Annotated in this window: 16 protein-coding genes and 1 pseudogene; 7 read left to right on the forward strand and 10 right to left on the reverse strand. The window is 44.1% G+C overall.

Annotated features, from left to right (window positions below; genetic code table 11):
- Positions 1-101: 101 nt before the first annotated feature.
- A complete protein-coding gene (locus L6E24_RS05220; protein ID WP_257743652.1) occupies positions 102-1,388 on the forward strand; it encodes a bifunctional hexulose-6-phosphate synthase/ribonuclease regulator in 1,287 nt (428 codons plus the stop codon).
- 491 nt (positions 1,389-1,879) lie between these two features.
- Positions 1,880-2,308 carry a dCTP deaminase gene (locus L6E24_RS05225; RefSeq protein WP_257743653.1) on the forward strand — a complete coding sequence of 143 codons (429 nt, stop codon included), beginning with the start codon at positions 1,880-1,882 and terminating at the stop codon, positions 2,306-2,308.
- A gap of 71 nt (positions 2,309-2,379) precedes the next feature.
- Here the strand turns inward: L6E24_RS05225 and L6E24_RS05230 are convergent, their stop codons facing one another.
- The 8 genes and pseudogenes from L6E24_RS05230 to L6E24_RS05260 form a co-directional block, all read right to left on the reverse strand.
- Complete coding sequence (locus L6E24_RS05230) at positions 2,380-3,537, reverse strand: hypothetical protein (RefSeq protein WP_257743654.1); 1,158 nt, start codon at positions 3,535-3,537, stop codon at positions 2,380-2,382.
- Positions 3,538-3,624: 87 nt separating this feature from the next.
- Entirely contained in the window at positions 3,625-4,578 is a 954-nt protein-coding gene (locus L6E24_RS05235) for a methyltransferase domain-containing protein (protein ID WP_257743655.1), read from the reverse strand.
- 171 nt (positions 4,579-4,749) lie between these two features.
- Positions 4,750-5,889, reverse strand: a complete 1,140-nt coding sequence (gene dnaJ, locus L6E24_RS05240) for a molecular chaperone DnaJ (RefSeq protein WP_257743656.1) — start codon at positions 5,887-5,889, stop codon at positions 4,750-4,752.
- Between the two features lie 23 nt (positions 5,890-5,912).
- A complete protein-coding gene (gene dnaK, locus L6E24_RS05245; protein WP_257743657.1) occupies positions 5,913-7,772 on the reverse strand; it encodes a molecular chaperone DnaK in 1,860 nt (619 codons plus the stop codon).
- A 5-nt stretch (positions 7,773-7,777) separates the two neighbouring features.
- Entirely contained in the window at positions 7,778-8,377 is a 600-nt protein-coding gene (locus tag L6E24_RS05250) for a nucleotide exchange factor GrpE (protein WP_257743658.1), read from the reverse strand.
- Positions 8,378-8,543: 166 nt separating this feature from the next.
- Positions 8,544-8,750, reverse strand: a complete 207-nt coding sequence (locus tag L6E24_RS05255) for a hypothetical protein (protein ID WP_257743659.1) — start codon at positions 8,748-8,750, stop codon at positions 8,544-8,546.
- 48 nt (positions 8,751-8,798) lie between these two features.
- Positions 8,799-9,122 (reverse strand): annotated as a pseudogene (locus tag L6E24_RS14765) (hypothetical protein); the annotation flags it as partial.
- Between the two features lie 390 nt (positions 9,123-9,512).
- On the reverse strand, positions 9,513-10,748 hold the full coding sequence (locus L6E24_RS05260) for an ISL3 family transposase (protein ID WP_257743660.1): 1,236 nt from the start codon (positions 10,746-10,748) through the stop codon (positions 9,513-9,515).
- A 186-nt stretch (positions 10,749-10,934) separates the two neighbouring features.
- On the opposite strand from L6E24_RS05260, the gene purH reads away from it, so the two are divergent.
- From purH to dinB, 5 genes are all read left to right on the forward strand, one after another.
- The gene (gene purH, locus L6E24_RS05265; RefSeq protein WP_257743985.1) at positions 10,935-12,422 is read left to right on the forward strand and encodes a bifunctional phosphoribosylaminoimidazolecarboxamide formyltransferase/IMP cyclohydrolase; all 1,488 of its coding nucleotides are present in this window, start codon (positions 10,935-10,937) and stop codon (positions 12,420-12,422) included.
- Between the two features lie 265 nt (positions 12,423-12,687).
- Positions 12,688-14,196, forward strand: coding sequence for a sodium:solute symporter family protein (locus tag L6E24_RS05270; RefSeq protein ID WP_257743986.1), 1,509 nt, complete (start codon positions 12,688-12,690; stop codon positions 14,194-14,196).
- 266 nt (positions 14,197-14,462) lie between these two features.
- Positions 14,463-14,591 (forward strand): hypothetical protein, encoded by a 129-nt coding sequence (locus L6E24_RS05275; RefSeq protein ID WP_257743661.1) that lies wholly within the window; start codon positions 14,463-14,465, stop codon positions 14,589-14,591.
- Positions 14,592-14,624: 33 nt separating this feature from the next.
- A complete protein-coding gene (locus tag L6E24_RS05280) occupies positions 14,625-15,065 on the forward strand; it encodes a DUF4143 domain-containing protein (protein WP_257743662.1) in 441 nt (146 codons plus the stop codon).
- A gap of 44 nt (positions 15,066-15,109) precedes the next feature.
- The gene (gene dinB / locus L6E24_RS05285; protein ID WP_257743663.1) at positions 15,110-16,204 is read left to right on the forward strand and encodes a DNA polymerase IV; all 1,095 of its coding nucleotides are present in this window, start codon (positions 15,110-15,112) and stop codon (positions 16,202-16,204) included.
- Positions 16,205-16,359: 155 nt separating this feature from the next.
- Here the strand turns inward: dinB and L6E24_RS05290 are convergent, their stop codons facing one another.
- Both L6E24_RS05290 and L6E24_RS05295 read right to left on the reverse strand, forming a co-directional pair.
- On the reverse strand, positions 16,360-17,949 hold the full coding sequence (locus L6E24_RS05290) for a DEAD/DEAH box helicase (protein WP_257743664.1): 1,590 nt from the start codon (positions 17,947-17,949) through the stop codon (positions 16,360-16,362).
- Positions 17,950-18,336: 387 nt separating this feature from the next.
- Positions 18,337-18,987: a protein-L-isoaspartate(D-aspartate) O-methyltransferase gene (locus L6E24_RS05295; RefSeq protein WP_257743665.1), complete on the reverse strand. Its 651-nt coding sequence runs from the start codon at positions 18,985-18,987 to the stop codon at positions 18,337-18,339.
- Between the last annotated feature and the right edge of the window lie 14 nt (positions 18,988-19,001).

The raw sequence follows: 19,001 nt of genomic DNA on the forward strand, positions 1-19,001 counted from the left end.
TACTGACAAAACCAGTTAACTGTCATACGGGAGTTTAAGCGCTTAAAATTCCGGCAATTAAAAAACCCGCCTGACTTTGAAGAAATCAGGGTGAATAAAATATGTCCGGACCATTGCTTCAGGTTGCACTTGACCTGACAGAATTAAAAAGAGCGGTAGAGATTGGAAGAGAAGCCGTTGCAGGAGGGGCTGACTGGATAGAGGCAGGAACTCCCCTTATCAAAAGTGAAGGAATGAAAGCAGTCAGAAGGCTGAAAGCAGAATTTCCGGGAAATGAGATCATTGCTGATATGAAGGTCGCCGACACCGGAGGCATTGAAGTCGGGATGGCGGCAAAAGCCGGAGCAACGATTGTCTGTGTCCTTGCAGAAGCAGACGACTCTGTCATTGAGGAATCTGTCCGTGCTGCACGCCTGTACGGCATCAGGATAATGGCTGACCTCATCAATACTAAAGATCCGGTTAAGAGAGCAAAAGAGCTTGAAATACTCGGTGTGGACATAATAAATGCCCACGTGGGAATTGATCAGCAGATGACAGGAAAAAGTCCTGTTGATCTCATAAGAGAGATTGCCGGTGAGGTCTCCCTGCCTATAGGCGCAGCAGGAGGTTTAAATGCAGAGAGTGCGGCAGAAGCAGTAATAGCAGGCGCAGACATTCTCCTTGTCGGAAGCAGCATTACAAAATCCGCTGATGTCAGAAAGGCAACTAAAGAGGTAAGAAAGGCAATTGATGACCCCAAAGTTCCGGATAAGAAAACAAAGAGCCGTGATGATGAGATAAGGGAGATTCTAATGCAGGTCTCTGCACCCAATGTAACGGATGCGATGTTTCGGAAAGGTGCAATGTCAGGCCTCTTCTCACTCTGCGGCGATGTCAGAATGGCCGGAAAGGCAGTTACAGTTGAGACAGTGGCAGGTGACTGGGCAAAGCCTGTTGAGGCAATTGATGTTGCAGGAGAAGGAGATGTCATCGTCATTAACAACGGAAGGGCCACTCATGTCGCACCCTGGGGTGAGCTTGCCACGCATTCTGCAAAAAACAAGGGCATTGCCGGCATTGTCATTGACGGCGCAGTCAGGGATGTTGATGATATAAAAAAGATCGGAATTCCGGTTTATTCAACCGCAACAGCACCCAATGCAGGTGAGCCAAAGGGATTTGGTGAGATCGGGGCAGAGATCATCTGCTGCGGGCAGAGTGTGAGAAACGGTGACTGGCTTATAGGAGATGAGTCCGGCGTTGTTGTGATACCAAAGGAGAGGGCATATGAGATTGCAAGGCGTGCCCTTGAGGTGAAAAAGCATGAGATACGGATTCGTGAAGAGATTAAGCAGGGAAAGACCCTCTCAATTGTTATGGAGCTTAAGCGCTGGGAGAAGAGATGAATATTTCCGGACATACCATAAGAATCTGTAAATATCCGGAAATGTCTGTAAATATCCACAAAAATGTACAAATATCTGCATATTCCCGTAAATATCTGTAAAAACAGCATAAATCCAGAGATCTCTGAATAAACTCCGGAATTCTGTCACAACAGCAAAAAGATAAGTTCTAAATTATCTGAAATATCAATACTACTGGTGTTATTCACAATAAATGCGAATAGCGCTCCATGGGGAAGGCGGCCCCTTACACACCAATGGCTGCCTTTCTCGTCAACTACCCACGACTGAAGTCGTGGGCCTGCCCTTCCGTTTCCCTTCTAATTGATTAGAAGAGCGGAGTGAAAATTCTGATCGTTAAAGATTAGAGGGACTCTTTTAAGCAGAGATTACAGGTTATAACAGCTCTTTTAAACAGACATTACAGCTATAATGCACAATTCAGGCATATTTCATAAGATATTACAGGCTTCAGAACCAATAATCCTGAAATGATAATATCCAGTGATGAGATAATTGAAAGAGTAAATTCCGGAAATCTGACACTCGAACCGTACTCTGAAGGTTCACAGCAGCCTGCCTCCTATGACCTCAGGGCAGGGGAGGACTATATCCTTAAAAAAGGTGAATGCACCCTCGTCCATTCCATGGAAAAGGTCGGACTTCCGGCTGATCTCGCTGCAACCCTGATGTGCCGGTCATCATTCGGAAGAAGGGGAGTTCTTATAGGCGGAGGATATGTTGATCCCGGATTCCGTGGCAATCTCACACTCTGCCTTGTAAATATGGGGCCGGATGATGTGCCACTTACAACAGGTGAGAGATGCGTCCAGATTATAATGCACGAAGTCAGAGACGGAAAAGTCCTTTATGACGGACGATATCAGGACAGTGAAGGTTCTGTAGAAGCCAGAAATTAAAGTAAAACCAAAATTACAACAGCAGATAATTTGAGATAAGTTATCCGGATGCAGATATGCAGACCGGAAATTTACTTCTTCTGCCCCGGCATGCAGAGGAAATAATCCGCATAATATTCTGTAACCTTAGCCCCAAGTGAAGGTGAGAGATCCTCAAGCCAGATATAAAATCCGGTCATCTGCGGAGTTCTCTTGCTCTCAACCTTCAGCTCCCCGGACTTCTTCCTGACAACTTTCAGGTACTCATTCTTCTTCTTTGACCGAAGGTAGATAACCGGTTCATAATCAGGGATATCAACAGCAAGGACAACCTTTGAAAAGTCCCTTACCACCATACCATAATCATATACCTGCCCCTTCATCGAAAAGGTACGATCCCTCATAAGCGCCCTTATGCCTGAAGGATACAGTGCACCAAGAATTACCTTCTTTGATACCGGAGGAATCTCATCCCTCTTCATAATCTCAGACATCGGCTTTTCAGCCATCATAAGGCCAACCAGGCGGTCCCTCTTCTGGTCATGAAGTTTCTTGTAATCAAAGGGCCTTTTCACCGGAATTTTCGCAAGATCAAGCGCCTTGGGATGACTGATCGGTTTTCTTGGCACACCCCTGATGGAAGCAGGCTTAATCTGTGTCTTAATATCCTCAACAGGCAGGGTGATAATCAGTGCGCTCTCAGTCTCGCGGACAAGCCGCCTCATAATAGAAGAACGTGAAATATCAACAGATGAGAAGAGGATAAAAGGCACTATAACCTGCCCGTACAGATAACCAAGAAGTGCCTTTTTGTACTTTACCTCCTCCTCCATATCCTTAAGATCAGAAGCTGAAGTGACAATCTCAGCAAAGCAAACCCTGTCCTGATCATCAATGAGCATTATATCAAATTCAGCGATATCCTGACCATTGCCTCTGACATTGATATCCCCCCTGTTGGAATAATAAAGGCCATTCTGACCCATCACAACATTTTCCGGAGGGAAAGGGGCATCAGCACCCTTTTTAATCACATATTTTATAGAATCAGTCTTTCTGGAGATGTCAAGAACCATCTCATATATCAGGGATTCATACCATCTCCCCTCAGCCGCCCGCATCTGTGAGAGGTCCTTTGAGAAAAGCTGACCCTTCTCAATCTTCTTGAGGTGCCTTATTGAGCTTCTCGCAACCGACTTCTCCGGTTTGGCTTTCGGAAAATTTGCCCTGAGCCAGTATATTGTATCCATTAAATCTTCAAACCTAAAAATTTTAATATGATATTAGTATTAGAGATATGTATTATCTTATAATAAAAAGACCATTTATCCGGAATTTTATTCAAGAACCATAACCCTTCTTGTCAGACTCTTATGAACCCTCTGTTCAAAAAAGTCCTTCACTGTGAAATACTTCTCTGCCACATTCCTCACATCATTATGTGTGACAACAACAGCGCGCCTCTTCGGTTTAAGTATCCTTCTGATCTCTGATAGTGAACTATCATATAATTTATCAAGTGACCCGCCCATTATGCAGACCGACTGCCCATACGGCAGATCGGTTGCCACAGCATCAAAGGTTTCATCGCCAAAGGGCATTGATGACGCATTGGTCCTGAAAAGTTCCGCTGTGGGCAGATTCTGACGGCAGCCTTCAAGCATAAGAGGATCCATATCGCCGCCAAATATCCGGCATCCCAAAAGATCTGCCTCAAGCATTATCCCGCCTGTGCCGCAGAATGGATCATAGAAATAATCAGAAGGCATTGCAAGGGAGAGATTAACCATTGTCCGTGCAAAGAGCGGCATCATGACTCCGGGATGAAAGAACGGCCTTCTCATAGGATTTCTGCATGAAAAACCACCCCTGTCAATCCTGCATATAACCTTCCCGAAGAAACAGCGCTCACCTGAAAAAAGAGCACGATATTCATACTCAGGGTTATTCAGGGAAACAGACCCGCCTATCTTAGAACCGATTATCTTCTCAAGGGTCAGCTGTGACTCCTTAACGGAAGTGCCGGTGACCTTCTTTACCCGGCCTGCAAATGTCCCATCAGCCGACAGAGATAGTGAATTCAGCAGGTTCTCAAAAGATGTGGCATCAGCATGGCATTCACCAAGGTATTCCATCACATTATGGCTCATTGCAAGACGGCCGGCATCAGCAGGATTAACACACTCTGCAACCGCCACCTGCACCTCACGGTCAGTTATACTGCCCACGGATTCAATCTCAGCAAAGGGTATCTCCGGGTGTTCACCGGAAAGTTCAAAGATCAGACGCATATTTCTTCCGGAATATTTGTAAAGACAAGGGATTAACAGTTGGCATTAATGCCGGAAGGAAACTTCCGTGCCAAAGGCCGGCACCTGATAAAAAAAACATATTATTGGGGTTAAGATAGATATAAGCGGGGATCCCGGAGATTCCAGGATTATTTTAAGGTATTGCCGGACTTATTTCATTGAATCCTTGACTTTACCCACCACATCAGAGAAGAAGCCATGTTTCTTTCCTTTTTTATTGCTTTCAATCTCAACGATGCGGCTGTAAAGCTCCCTCTCCTCTTCAGTAATATGCTTCGGGATGACAATTTTGATCCTGACAAGCAGGTCTCCCGGCCTTCCGCGTCTTCTGACACCCTCTCCGGGTATCTTAAGCGCAATTCCGTGCTGCACACCTGCCGGAATCTTAAGCTCAACATCACGATCATCTATCGTCTTTATATCAACCTTAGATCCTACTGCGGCACGTGCAGCAGAGATCTCAACTGAAGTCTCAAGGTTATCACCGATTCTTCTGAAATTGTTATCCGGAAGAACCTCAACCTCAATGAAGAGATCACCATTGGGCGCACCGGGATCTCCGGCCTCGCCATACCCGTCCATGCGCAGGCGCATACCGCTCTCGACACCGGCAGGGATATTTACAGTAATTGTACGTTTTACCCTTGTATGTCCCGACCCATTGCAGGACTTGCAGACCTCTTCCGGAATTTTGCCGCGTCCGCTGCACATCGAACAGGTGACCATGGATACGAAGTTGCCAAACGGGGTCCTGTTTTCACGTTTCTCCTGCCCATTTCCGCCACAGCGTGGACAGACCCTTGTTTTTTTGGTCTTACTCCCCGTACCGTCACATTCCTGACATGGTTCGGTATGCATGACATCGGCATCCCTTGATGATCCAAGCACAGCATCCCTCAGAGAGATCTGTACCCTCATCAGGAGATCAGCGCCGGGCTGAGGGCCTCTTGGCCCGCGCCTTGGGCCGCCGCCGAAGAAGGCATCAAATATATCTCCAAAGCCACCGAAATCGGCTGTAAAACCCCCGCCTCCAAATCCTCCACCTGAATACTGCCCCTTTGAGGCACTTGTAAAGGTGTCATGACCCATATGGTCGTACTGGGCCCTCTTCTGGGAATCGGAGAGAACGCTGTAGGCCTCATTTATCTCCTTAAATTTATCCTCAGCGCCCTCATCCTTACAGACATCCGGGTGGTACTTCTTTGTCAGGGTGCGGTAGGCTTTCTTAATCTCCTGTTCAGTCGCATTCTTCGGGATGTTTAAGACATCATAATAATTATTCGCACCCATGATTCATACCGTCCATTAAAGAATTATTCCTTCTTCTCTGAATCATTCTTTACTTCATAATCGGCATCAAAGACAGTGTCATCCTCAGCCTGTGCACCGGAAGTTCCTTCTCCTTCCTGGCCTTTTGCTGCTTCTGCTTCGGCTGCTGCCTTCTGGTAAAGCTTTGTTGATGCTGCAAAAACAGCTTCTGTGAGTTCCTCGGTGTCCTTCTTGATTGCCTCGACATCATCCTCTTCAATGCTCTTCTTCAGCTTTTCAACAGATGTCTCAATCTTACCTTTATCCTCGGCATCAAGTTTATCCTCACTCTCCTTTAAGAGTTTTTCAGCGGCAAATACACCATTGTCAGCTGCATTGCGGACTTCTATCTCTTCACGCTTCTTCTTGTCATCTTCCTCAAAGTCCTTTGCCTTTTTGACCATCTCATCAATCTCATCATCGGTAAGCTTTTTGTCGCCGGAGATTGTTATAGCCTGACTGTTGCCTGTGCCTAAGTCCTTTGCAGAGACATTGATAATGCCGTTTGCATCAATATCAAAAGTAACCTCAATCTGAGGGATACCGCGTGGTGCAGGAGGAATTCCTGTAAGCTGGAACTTTCCGAGTGTGAAGTTGTCTGCCGCAAGGGCACGCTCACCCTGCACAACATGAATTTCCACACTTGTCTGGTTATCAGCTGCGGTTGTGAAGATCTGACTCTTCTTTGTCGGAATTGTGGTGTTTCTCTCAATGAGCTTTGTTGCAATGCCGCCCATCGTTTCAATGGAAAGTGTGAGCGGAGTTACATCGAGAAGAACAATATCCTTTGCTTCTCCTGTAAGCACACCAGCCTGAATGGATGCACCGACTGCGACACATTCGTCAGGGTTAATACCCTTATCCGGGTCTTTTCCAAGAAGGCTCTTTATTCTCTCCTGAACAAGCGGTACACGGGTTGAACCTCCGACAAGGAGAACATGGTCGATATCAGCAGCAGTAAGCCCTGCATCTTTAAGCGCCTGCTTAACCGGCCCGATTGTCCGGTCAACAAGATCACCAACAAGCTGTTCAAACTTTGAACGGGTCAGATCCATATCGAGGAATTTCGGGCCTGAAGCATCGGTGGTGATATATGGCAGGTTTATGTTTGTCTTGGGTGTTGAGGAGAGTTCCTTCTTTGCATTCTCTGCTGCGTCACGGATACGCTGCATTGCCATCTTGTCTTTGGTAAGGTCAATGCCCTCCTTCTTCTTAAACTCCCCGACAACATACTCAACGACCCTCTCATCAAGGTCATCTCCGCCAAGGTGGTTGTCCCCTGCGGTTGACTGAACTTCAAAGACACCGTCTCCGAGAGTCAGAATTGAGACATCAAATGTACCGCCACCAAGATCATATACAAGAATTGTAGCATCATGCTCTTTATCAATACCATAGGCAAGTGCACTGGCTGTAGGCTCATTTATGATACGGAGAACTTCAAGACCGGCAATCCTGCCTGCATCCTTTGTTGCATTCCTCTGTGCATCGTTGAAGTATGCCGGAACTGTAATCACAGCTTTTTTGATCTCCTCACCAAGATATGCCTCGGCATCCACCTTCAGCTTCTGAAGAATCATTGCAGAGATCTCCTGCGGTGTGAATGCCTTATCGTCAATTTTAACCTTCCTGTCAGTGCCCATATCACGCTTGATTGAGCTGATGGTCTTGTCAGAGTTTGTAACAGCCTGACGCTTTGCAAGACTTCCGACAAGTCTCTCTCCGTCTTTTGAGAATGCAACAACTGATGGTGTTGTCCTTGTACCTTCTGTATTTGCGATAACAACCGGTTTTCCACCCTCCATGACTGCCATGCAGGAGTTGGTTGTTCCGAGATCAATACCTATTACTTTATTTGAAACCATGATTTTTATTCCTCCTTACCTTTTGATACGGCAACTTTTGCGCACCGGATTACTTTATCATCCATGCAGTAGCCGCAGACAATTTCATCAATAATTATACCTTCTTCACTATCCGATGGCACATAGGCGATCGCCTCATGCTTATTCGGATCAAATTGTTTATCCACAGACTCCATGGGTGTTATAGAGTGGGACTTCAGGACTTTTTCAAGAATTTTCTGGATCTGTTCAAGGCCTTCCCTTAATCTGCTGTCATCGTCTGACTTTAAGGCGCGGTCAATGTTATCTGAGACTTCAAGGATCTCAATGGAAAAACTCTCAACTGCACGCTTTGAACGGTCAGAAATCTCCTTTAAACTTCTCTTTCTGTAGTTTTCAAAATCTGCTGCAAGTCTGAGATATTTACCCTTTAACTCCGCGTTCTCTGCAATAAGTCTTTCCTCAGCAGAGATCTCCTTACATTCATCCGTACCAGCAGAAGTGCCACTGCCATCTTCCGGGGGATTATCTCCCGGAATTTCAGGCCCGCTGCCCGGCCCAGTATCCGGATTATCCCGGACATTTTCCTCAGAAATTTTTTCTTCTGAATTATCCTTATTCATCATCCATCCTCCAAAGAGTCCTGATTATACTCGTAATACCATAATAGATGGATTGTAGTTCTATATAAATGTTTTCCAAGTGCCGCAAGCAGTTCTATAAATAGTTTTAGATCAGGCAAAATCAGCAAAAACAATTATAATTATTTATTTCCGGAAAAATGTAAATGGATTATCTGGTTTTTATCCCCATATCACGCACTAACTCTTTCATCCTGGGCGCAGGCTCTTTCCACCTCCAGAGTCCAAAGCGCACATATCCGGGATCAAGCTTATTCTTCTTCGCCCATTTTAAGAGATAGTCCTCCCAGGTCTTATACAGATCAGGAAGAATACCACGTGTCCTTCCGGCCTCACTCTCAAGCATTGCAGGGCACATCCGGCACACCACTCTCCCACAGCCTATATCATAGAGGGGATTTAACGGAAGTTCACGCCACCAGATGTACAGGAATACCTCCAGAGCACGCCAGTTCCTTATCGGAGAAAGCCTGACCTTAATGGAGTCATCTCCCAGAATACCGATGCCAAACCGTCGTCCAGTCCGGACAATGACAGAACCAGGTGTGTAATTCCGGCTGACAGGATCAAAAGAGATCCATCCAGAACTTAAACCATTGGCAATAACAGGATCATTTCTGTCAAAACCGCCGGTCTTGTTGAAGAGAATTACTTTTGGAATGTTATTACAGCCAAACCTCCCACTGAGAAGATCTGCTATCAGCTTAGCGGCCGTAACGAAATAAGTAATTTATTGTGTTTTAAAATAAATTTTGAAACCCTATGATATTGAAGATTATTCCTATATAATTATTATTTTGACCTTCAAATGTATCAGTTATTTTTGAGCATTCACTTATTATCATATTCAAGAGCAGGCCTGATATCATATGGCCTTAAAAGAGACATCCCTGTGCCCTTAGCCTTACAGCCACAGACACCACACCACCTAAAAGGGATACATTGCATTCAGGACAAAAGAAAAGGCTTTTTTTAATATTGTTTCAGGATTTTTATTCATCAGAACACATAAAGGCCACCATTATTTCCAATAATAATGTTTATAGTGCACTACACAGCAGTGAACAAACTTTCTTAAACAAACGTTCCGGATTATTACAAAAAGTGGCTCCTCGCTGTTTTATGTGGGTAATCCAAAGTTGAGATCCCCCAATCTGAGATAAATCATCTTAATTAGAGTCTTACTATTACGATATCCTCTGGCTGCTCGTTTGAATGTTTGGATAAGACTATTTGTCCCTTCAAGAATGGCATTTGTCATGCCTGATTTGACAATATTCAAAATACCTCCCTCATGTTTTTTAATTGTTTTAGCGACCCTAATCATGGGTTTAAGTTTGGATTCATTTGCCAGGACAACCCATTTATTTAAAGAATCAAGTGTATTTTCAGGGTTATCTTGGTTCCATAATTCTTGGAATCTACGCTTTAGTTTGTATGCTTCAGCGGTTTTGAGATTAACACAAAGGAGATTATTTAGCTCTATTCTCTGTTCTGGCTTTAAATCATTAGGATCTTTTAACCACAAGTATTTTGTTTTCTTTAGAATTGGTTGCTTTTTTGATTCCCCGCGTCTTATCTGATCAACTGCATCGCTTATGATTTTTATCACGTGAAATTTATCCAAAGTGACATTACAGTCAGGAAACGATTCTCGAAAACCCTTGAGAAATGCAGGAGACATATCGCAGCAACCAGAGTGAATTAAATCAGGATTTCCACCATGAGCGAGGAGTTCATTACGGAATGAAGTTAGTGTTGATGAGTCTTTACCGTCACAAACATAGATTACCCGTTTTGTTTCATAATCAACAACAAGCGTTACATAATTGTGCCCTTTCTTTACAGAAGTTTCATCAATACCAATGCTTGAAACTGACGAAAGATCTTCCTTATTAAGAGCTTTTACAACGTAGTATTCCACAATTCGCCATAATCTCGTGTCATGCTCTCCAATATATTCTGCCACTTGAGCCACAGGCATACGCTGGATGAGATATAGAACCATTGATTCAAATAATAAGGTGAATCCACTACCTTTTCTTGCCCACGGAACATCTGCAACATGAACTCCACAGGTTTCACAGCATACACGAGGTACTCGACAGTGCAAATAAGCTTTATGCTGAAAAAAATCAAGGTGCCGCCAAGTCTTTTTAGTGGTGTCATGTACTTTGCAGAGTGATGCACCACATATTGGACAGTTGAATTTTGCACCAGTATTAAAATCAACAGATATGTCTATTTGTTGAAGATTTGAGCTGAAATCAAGAGATTTAATGTGCCAAGGTGAAGTTATTCCAAGTGCCTGTTCAAAGAGAAAGTATTGATTTGATGAGTCATTATGTGAGAACATAGAATCTATTTACCTGTAATTTTTGAGGTATTTAACTCAAATATATTATTTAATACATCACAATTGAATTTATAATCACCCACAGGATTTAGCGAAGAGCCCAAAAAGTTCTGTATTATACTATATGATGGCCGAAATTCTGTACATCACGTGATCTTTATAGATTTTAAAATTAAATTGTATGGTATGAAATACGCACTTCTTTCAGTCTGGGACAAGACCGGGATCATCCCGCTTGCACAGGCACTCAATGATAATGGATATACAATTTTAAGTTCAGGCGGAACTGCAAAAATATTAAAGGAAGCCGGGCTTGATGTAACCGAAGTCTCCGAATATACCAGTGCTCCGGAGATGATGGACGGAAGGGTCAAGACACTCCACCCAAAGATTCACGGCGGTCTTCTCGGAAGAAGGGGAAAAGACGATGCAGTGATGGAAGAGAACGGAATCGGACCAATAGATATTCTTGCAGTAAACCTCTATCCCTTTGAGGAGATGTCAGGCAAAGATCTTCCGCTTGACGAACTCATTGAATACATTGACATCGGCGGCCCGGCAATGATCAGGGCGGCTGCAAAGAACTTTAAGGATGTTGCAGTAGTCATCGAACCGGCAGACTACAAAAAAATAATTGAATCCTTAGGAAAAGAGGGCCTAACCTACGATGACCGTAAAATCCTTGCAGCTAAGGTATTTACACGAATGGCAGCATATGACGGTGCAATAAGCAATTACCTTAATTCAGAGGGAAGTGCAGTGCCGACATCCTACACCGTTCAGTTCAAAAACGGAAGAGAACTCCGTTACGGTGAAAACCCACACCAGAAAGCCGCAGTTTTCGGCAATACAGGTATTGCCGGACAGTTACCCCTTCAGGGTAAGGCCATGTCATACAATAATTACCTTGACACTGATGCGGCAACCGGACTGTTGAGGGAATTTGATGAGACCGCAGCAGTGATTGTAAAGCACAATAACCCATGTGGTGTCGCAACCGGAGAAACACTCATTGAAGCATACCTTAAGGCAAGGGATGTCGATCCGGTCTCTGCATACGGCGGAATTGTCGCCCTTAACCGTGAAGTCGGTGCAGATGTTGCAGAAGAGCTTGCATCCACCTTCATTGAGGTGGTCATTGCTCCGTCCTACACCGAAGAAGCCCTTGAAATAATGAAGAGAAAGGAAAATATGCGCGTGCTCATTCTTCCGGAAGAGAACGAAAAGGAGGAGTTAAGAACAATTGACGGTGGTGCACTTCTCCAGAGAACACCAAAGATTGTTCAGGAGACCTGGGAGGTTGTCTCAGATCGTGATCCGACACCTGATGAGATTGACGCAATGAAGTTTGCAATGAAGATCTGCAAGCATACAAAGAGCAATGCCATCATCTTTGCAGACAAAAATTCCGCACTCGGTATAGGAGCCGGACAGATGAACCGTGTCAATTCAGCAGAAATTGCAGTTAAAAAGGCCAATTTCCCGCTTAAGGGTTCTGTTGTTGCATCCGATGCCTTCCTTCCGTTTGCTGACACACTTGAGGCCGTTGCAGAGGCAGGTGCAACCGCACTCATCCAGCCTGGTGGTTCAATCCGTGATCAGGAGGTCATTGATGCTGCCAACAGACTTGATGTTGCAATGATCTTCACAGGCATCAGATATTTCAGACATTGAATAATATAGACACAGACATACGTGTGCACATATACAATCAAATCTCTTTTTTTACAGACCATTATGCAGCAGAATTCCGGATTTAAACGATCGTGTTATATGATAGCATGCTACATATTAGCATGGAGTTATAGTATATGTTTTTCGGATTGCCTGATACAACCGTCTTTACAGTCTCAGGTGCCACTGCACTAATATTGCTTGCCCTTCTCATATGGGGCCTGTCCTTTAAGGGGGCAGACATTTGAACGGCGATTTTCTGACAATGGGAATTATTGCCCTTTATGCACTTGGCCTCATACTCATAGGGGGCTGGGCATCAAGAAAAGTTCATAATACCGAGGATTATGTCCTTGCCGGAAGATCGCTTGGGTTCTGGGTATTTACAATATTAATGGTCGCTTCGGTATGCAGCGGAATGACACTTGTAGGTGTCAGCGGTTTTGGTTATGCATCCGGATGGCCGGGCATATGGGAGCAGCTTGCTGTGCCTCTTGCGGCATCATTTGCAATAATTGTCTTCGGAGTAAAACTGCATTATATCGGAAAAAAAGCAGGATATATGACGGTTGAGGACTATTTTGCCCACAGATTTGAAAGTCCTAAGATGGTCAGGGGAATTTCAGCCATTGCAGGTATTGTCGTATCACTGATCTATCTGGTCGGCCAGTACACTGCTATAAGTATAGTTCTGGTCTGGCTCTTTGATATCGACCATAGAATTGCCCTGATAATTGCAGCAGTCATAATTACGGTGTATACAGTCATAGGCGGCATGTATGCCGTTTCATGGACAACACTGATTCAGGGAGGAATTCTTATTGTTGGGGTCTTTATCATGGCACCTCTTGTGATAATCTCAGCCGGAGGGCTTGAACATATAAATGATGTTCTCTCGTCCATTGATCCCAATATGGTGCAGCCGTATTACCCGTCAGCATATGCGGCTTATGCATACTGCACACCGGAATTTTTAGTCTCCTTTGTTGTACTGCTTACAGTCGGACTTGCATGTGCACCACATGTGGTAAATAATGTGCTTGCAGCAAAGGACGATAAGTTCTTCAAATGGTCACCTTTGATCGCATTCGGACTCTATCTGGTTGTGATGCTCCTTGTGAAGTTCTCAGGATTTGCCGTAAGAGTGCTTGTTGAAGAGGGCAAACTTGTGCTTCCTGACGCAGTCAATGCACAGGATTTTGCATTTATGTACGGGGTCGAGTATGCCGCACCAAATGTATTTATCTGGGCACTTTTTGCAGTAATTGTCCTCTCAGCCGTTATGTCAACAACTGACAGGCTTATGCTCACAATAGGGACGATGTTTTCATGGGATATATATAAAAATCTCTTAAAACCGGAGGCAACCGACAGGCAGATTCTGAGATTAAGTCAGATATGTGTATTCATCTCAGCGGCAGTATCACTTGTCCTGGCTCTGAATCCACCGGAAATGCTTGCATTCCTCATCTGGATGGGTATAGGTGTTATGCTCTCAACATTTGCAGTGCCGTTTCTTGCCGGACTGTACTGGAGAAGGGCAAACTCATATGGTGCAATTGCAGCGATGCTAACCGGACTTATAGCCTCAGGGATATTTGGCTATTACCACCAGTTTATTGACAAACTGCCAATGCACTTCTCAATGTATTCACTGGTATGTGCAGCCATTGCAATGATAATTGTAAGCCTGCTCACACCGAAAAACTCAGAGGAAGTGTTAGATCTGACATTTACCGGCCCATACATCCAGCCAAAAGAACTTAAAAAATAATATTTTCAGAAAATTCAGATAACAGCCAGTACATCATAGCAGAAATATCATAATCTGATGACAATGTCACAATGGTCTGTGATGAAGCAGGTATCAGCAACAGGCATCAGAATTTGACCTGTCTAATCTTCCCTTTTCCCATCCCTTCTGATATCTTCTCAACAGTATCTGCAAAAGAAAGATCTGTAAAATAAGATGCTTATTTTATTAAGAAAAGGACTGCAAATACCCCGGAACTGACAAAAATATCAGGACAATTATATCACATGGGACCTCCGGAAGATAGCTGCAAAACATTTAAATCACGCGATCTCGAAGATGCACTCTACTGGCTGTTCTACGCAGGAATTGTCCATAAAGTGGACAGGATTGAAAAGCCCGGTGTGCCGCTCTAAATTTACTCTGACAATACAAACTTTAAGATTTACATGGCAGATGTTGGCCTCCTGAGATCTCTCAGCGATTTTCCCGCAGCAGGTCTGCTGTCAGCAACGCCCGTAGTCTCGGACATGCGTGGGGCCATGGCCGAAAACTCCGCCTTAACCGAGTTACTGTCAGGTGACAGCCATAACCCGTACTTCTGGAAATCCGGCGGTAATGCTGAGATCGATTTTATCTTCCAGGACGAATTAAATATTATCCCTGTTGAAGTGAAGTCAGAAATAAATACCAGATCAGGAAGTCTTGCGGAGTATAGAAAACGGTTTCATCCGGAAATTTCCCTTAGAACAAGCCTTAAAAATATTTCTGTAAGTGAGAGTAATGGTGAAAAGATATTTGATATTCCACTATACCTTTTATGGAATCTGGATCAGTATCTCAGACTTAAGCAGTCAGAAATGAAACATAAACAGAACTCAAATCAATAAGATAATTATATATTAAGCATCCGGACACCAGGAATATCAGTATTATGCCCGAAGATGAAGATCAAAGGATAATCTTTCATATAGACATGGACAGCTTCTATGCCTCAGTAGAAGTGAGGGAACGCCCCGAACTTACCGGAAAACCGGTTGTGATAGGTGCTGACCCAAAAGAGGGTCACGGCAGGGGTGTTGTGAGCACCTGCTCATATGAGGCAAGAGCATTCGGAATACGATCAGCCATGCCGATATCAAATGCCTACCGGAAGTGTCCGGAATGTGTATTTCTTCCGGTAAATATGCCCCTTTACAGTAAGGTCTCTGAAAATGTGATGGAGATCCTGAGGCAGCACTCTGAAAAATTCCGGCAGGTGAGTATTGATGAGGCATACCTTGACATGAGCCATCTTGAAGATTATAAAACTGCTGAGATCGTGGGATACCGGATTAAGGAACAGATAAAAGAGGAGGAGAAAATCACATGCTCGGTTGGAATCGGCCCGTCAATGGTCATAGCAAAGATCTCTTCAGATTATAACAAACCGGACGGCCTTACTATTGTAAAACCTGAAGATGTAATGAATTTTCTCGCACCCATGCCTGCCGGAAAGATACCCGGCATAGGCAGAAAATCTGCTGCAAAACTTGAGAAAAACGGCATAATTACAATTGCTGACCTTAGAAAATGTGACGTTCAGAGCCTCATCTCTGCATTCGGCAGACACGGCGAAGCTATGTACTGGATGGCAAGGGGCACTGACAACCGGGAAGTAAGGGAGAGAGAGGGCAGAAAATCAATAGGGCGGCAGACAACCTATGAGGAGGATGTGACAGATACTGCCGTCATTATGGAGAGCATTAACCGGATATGCAGGGACATTCACAGAAGAATGTCAAAACAGGGTTACAGATGCAGAACAATAACTGTAAAAATAAGATATTCCGGATTTATTGACAGGACAAGGTCAAAATCCCTTAGCCGCCACACAGAAAATCTCTCAGAGATTATGAATACCGCAGAGAAAATTTTTGAAGAATTGTATGAGAATAAGCCGGTCAGGTCATTCGGAGTAACTATTTCAGGATTTGAAAACAGAGATTCCCATCAGACAGGGCTTAACGAATTTTTATCAGTTAAATAACTCAGTTCCGGATAGAAAGAATTACAGGACGTTTAAGAGTGCTCAAATGAGTCAGGATAATGATTGCAGATCAGAAATAACTGTAAAAAAAGGCTGACCGGCACATATCCGGAATTTACCGGATAAAAAAATATAATTTATAAAAATAATCAGGATTAATATTCAGCCTTCTTGGCCGGTTCAAACTTTATATCACAGCCCTTTATCGTCCGGCCGCCCATGATATTATGAACCTCTTTTGCAAACTTCAGAGGGATATCAACAAATGAGAAGTTCTCATAGATATCAATTGCACCAATTGAGTTGCCCGGAATTCCGGTCTCTCCGGCTATTGCACCGACGATGTCGCCCGGCTTAATCCTCTTGTTCTTTCCGATGCTGATGAAGAACCTTACCATGCCAGTCTCCCCGCCGGTCTCTTCGTAACTGTCCTCATCGGTCTTGACCTTATGTGAACCCATATAGATTTTAAGCATTGCAGCGGCAACATCTGAGGCATCACAGTCATTCTCTTCCAGGAAACGTTCAACAACAGTGAGGTAGCATCCGGAATCTTCCTCAGACATAATTTCCTTTACAGTCTCGATATATCTCTCAACACGGCTGTTTTCGACATCCTTTAAGCCCGGCTTCTGGATTCTCTTAAGTCCTGACTGTGAGATCCTCTTGAGCATCTTTAATTTGCCGTATTCCCTTGGGCCGACAAATGTGTATGATGTACCTGACCTTCCTGCACGTCCGGTCCTTCCGATTCTGTGAATATAGTATTCAGTATCCTGAGGAACATCGTAATTATAAACTGTGTCGATATCTTCAACATCAATACCTCTTGCAGCAACATCGGTTGCAATGAGAATATCAATTGTTCCGTTTCTGAACTTGCCCATCACACGATCCCTCTGCTGCTGTTTGAGATCTCCGTGAAGCCCTTCTGCGAAATATCCGCGTGAGCGTATAACTGATGACAGTTCATCCACTCTCTTTTTGGTATTGCAGAATACGATTGCCTGTCCCGGCCCTTTGATATCAATAAAACGGCAGAGAAGATCAGCCTTCTCGCTCTCCCTTACTTCAATGTAAAACTGTTCAATTGAAGGGACAGTAAGTGTCTTTGGAGTGATGCTTACAAACTGTGGATTGTTCTGGAAGGATTTTGAGATCCTGAGAATAGGTCCGGGCATTGTTGCTGAGAAGAGAACGGTCTGGCGTTCTTTCGGTGCATAACCAAGAATTTCTTCGAGGTCTTCCCTAAATCCCATATCAAGCATCTGGTCAGCTTCATCAAGGACAACAAAGTTAACTTCAGACATTGAGAGGGTCTTTCTTCCGAGATGGTCAATAACCCTTCCCGGAGTGCCGATTATGACCTGAACTCCACGTCTCATAGCTGAGATCTGCCTTTCAATTGGCTGACCGCCGTAGATTGGAAGGATCTTTATGTCATCCATATATTTAATCAGGCGATTGAACTCTTCTGCGATCTGGATTGTAAGCTCTCTCGTAGGTGAAAGAACAATTGCCTGGACTGCGAGTTTATTAGGATCAATTTTCTCAAGAAGAGGAATTGCAAATGCTGCTGTTTTGCCTGTACCTGTCTGTGCCTGAGCGGTTATGTCCTTTCCGGACATGATCAATGGAATTGAAATATTCTGTATGGGCGTTGGTTCTTCAAAACCCATATCTTCTATAGCTTTAAGTATTTCGTTTGAAATATCAAGTTCTTTAAATTTCAAAAAAGAAGACATTTGAGTATAATATGATCTATGGCTATATTATCTTTTAGTGTGTGACAAGAATTTTAAGTGCGAAATGACGGAATGTATCAATCCACAGCTATTGAATTAATATTCAGATCAGATCTGCTACAGCAGCAGAAATATTAAGAAATTCCACGCAATGCCCGTATAGAAGTGATTTACTGCCCGGTTGATTCAGCAGACATGTACATACCCGCAGACATATATCCAAACAGCAATAAGCAAATCAGATGAGATCATACTATGCACGCAGAAAAGAGCAGATAACCAGTCAGAATCAGAGAGCCATGCGGCACATATTAATAACTATCGTACAGCATGGCCCGCAATAATTCGGCAGGAATTTCAGGAAAACCTTCACAATGGAAATCCGTTCTATTCCCGCCATCCCCTCTTTCCGGTTAAAGGAACAAAACGGACTCCGCCATATGATGAAATAACAGGTTCTCCATTGGTCATCCTGATCCTCATCAGTGTCTGGGAGTAATAATCCCCCACAGGAACAACCATTCTGCCACCCTCATTCAGATTTAAGAACAGATAATCCGGCATCTGAGGAGACGCGGCAGTGATTATTATACAGTCAAAGATGCCGTAATCACGTGCAACCCCGGTTCCGTCTGCACAGATCACCTTAACATTATAAATTCCGGATTTCCGGAGGTTCTCCTCTGCGGCTTTCGCAAGCTCAGGGACTATCTCAACCGAAATAACCTCATGGACAATCTCTGCCAGTACTGCTGACTGGTAGCCTGATCCTGCACCAATTTCCAGAACCCTGTCGGATTTCTGTGGACTTAGAAGTTCAGTCATTATACCCACAATATACGGCTGTGAGATCGTCTGTCCATATCCTATGGGAAGCGGCTGATCGCTGTAGGCATGCCTCCTGAAATCTTTGGGGATGAAAATATGCCGCGGTACTTTCTCCATTGCCGCAAGAACGGACTTATCCACAACACCCCTCTGCCTAATCTGATATTCAACCATATCCATGCGCAGCTTCCGGTAATATTCCTCATCCAAAATTATCTCCTCCC

The sequence above is a fragment of the Methanoplanus endosymbiosus genome (genome assembly GCF_024662215.1).
In the GTDB taxonomy this organism is placed as follows: Archaea; Halobacteriota; Methanomicrobia; order Methanomicrobiales; family Methanomicrobiaceae; genus Methanoplanus; species Methanoplanus endosymbiosus.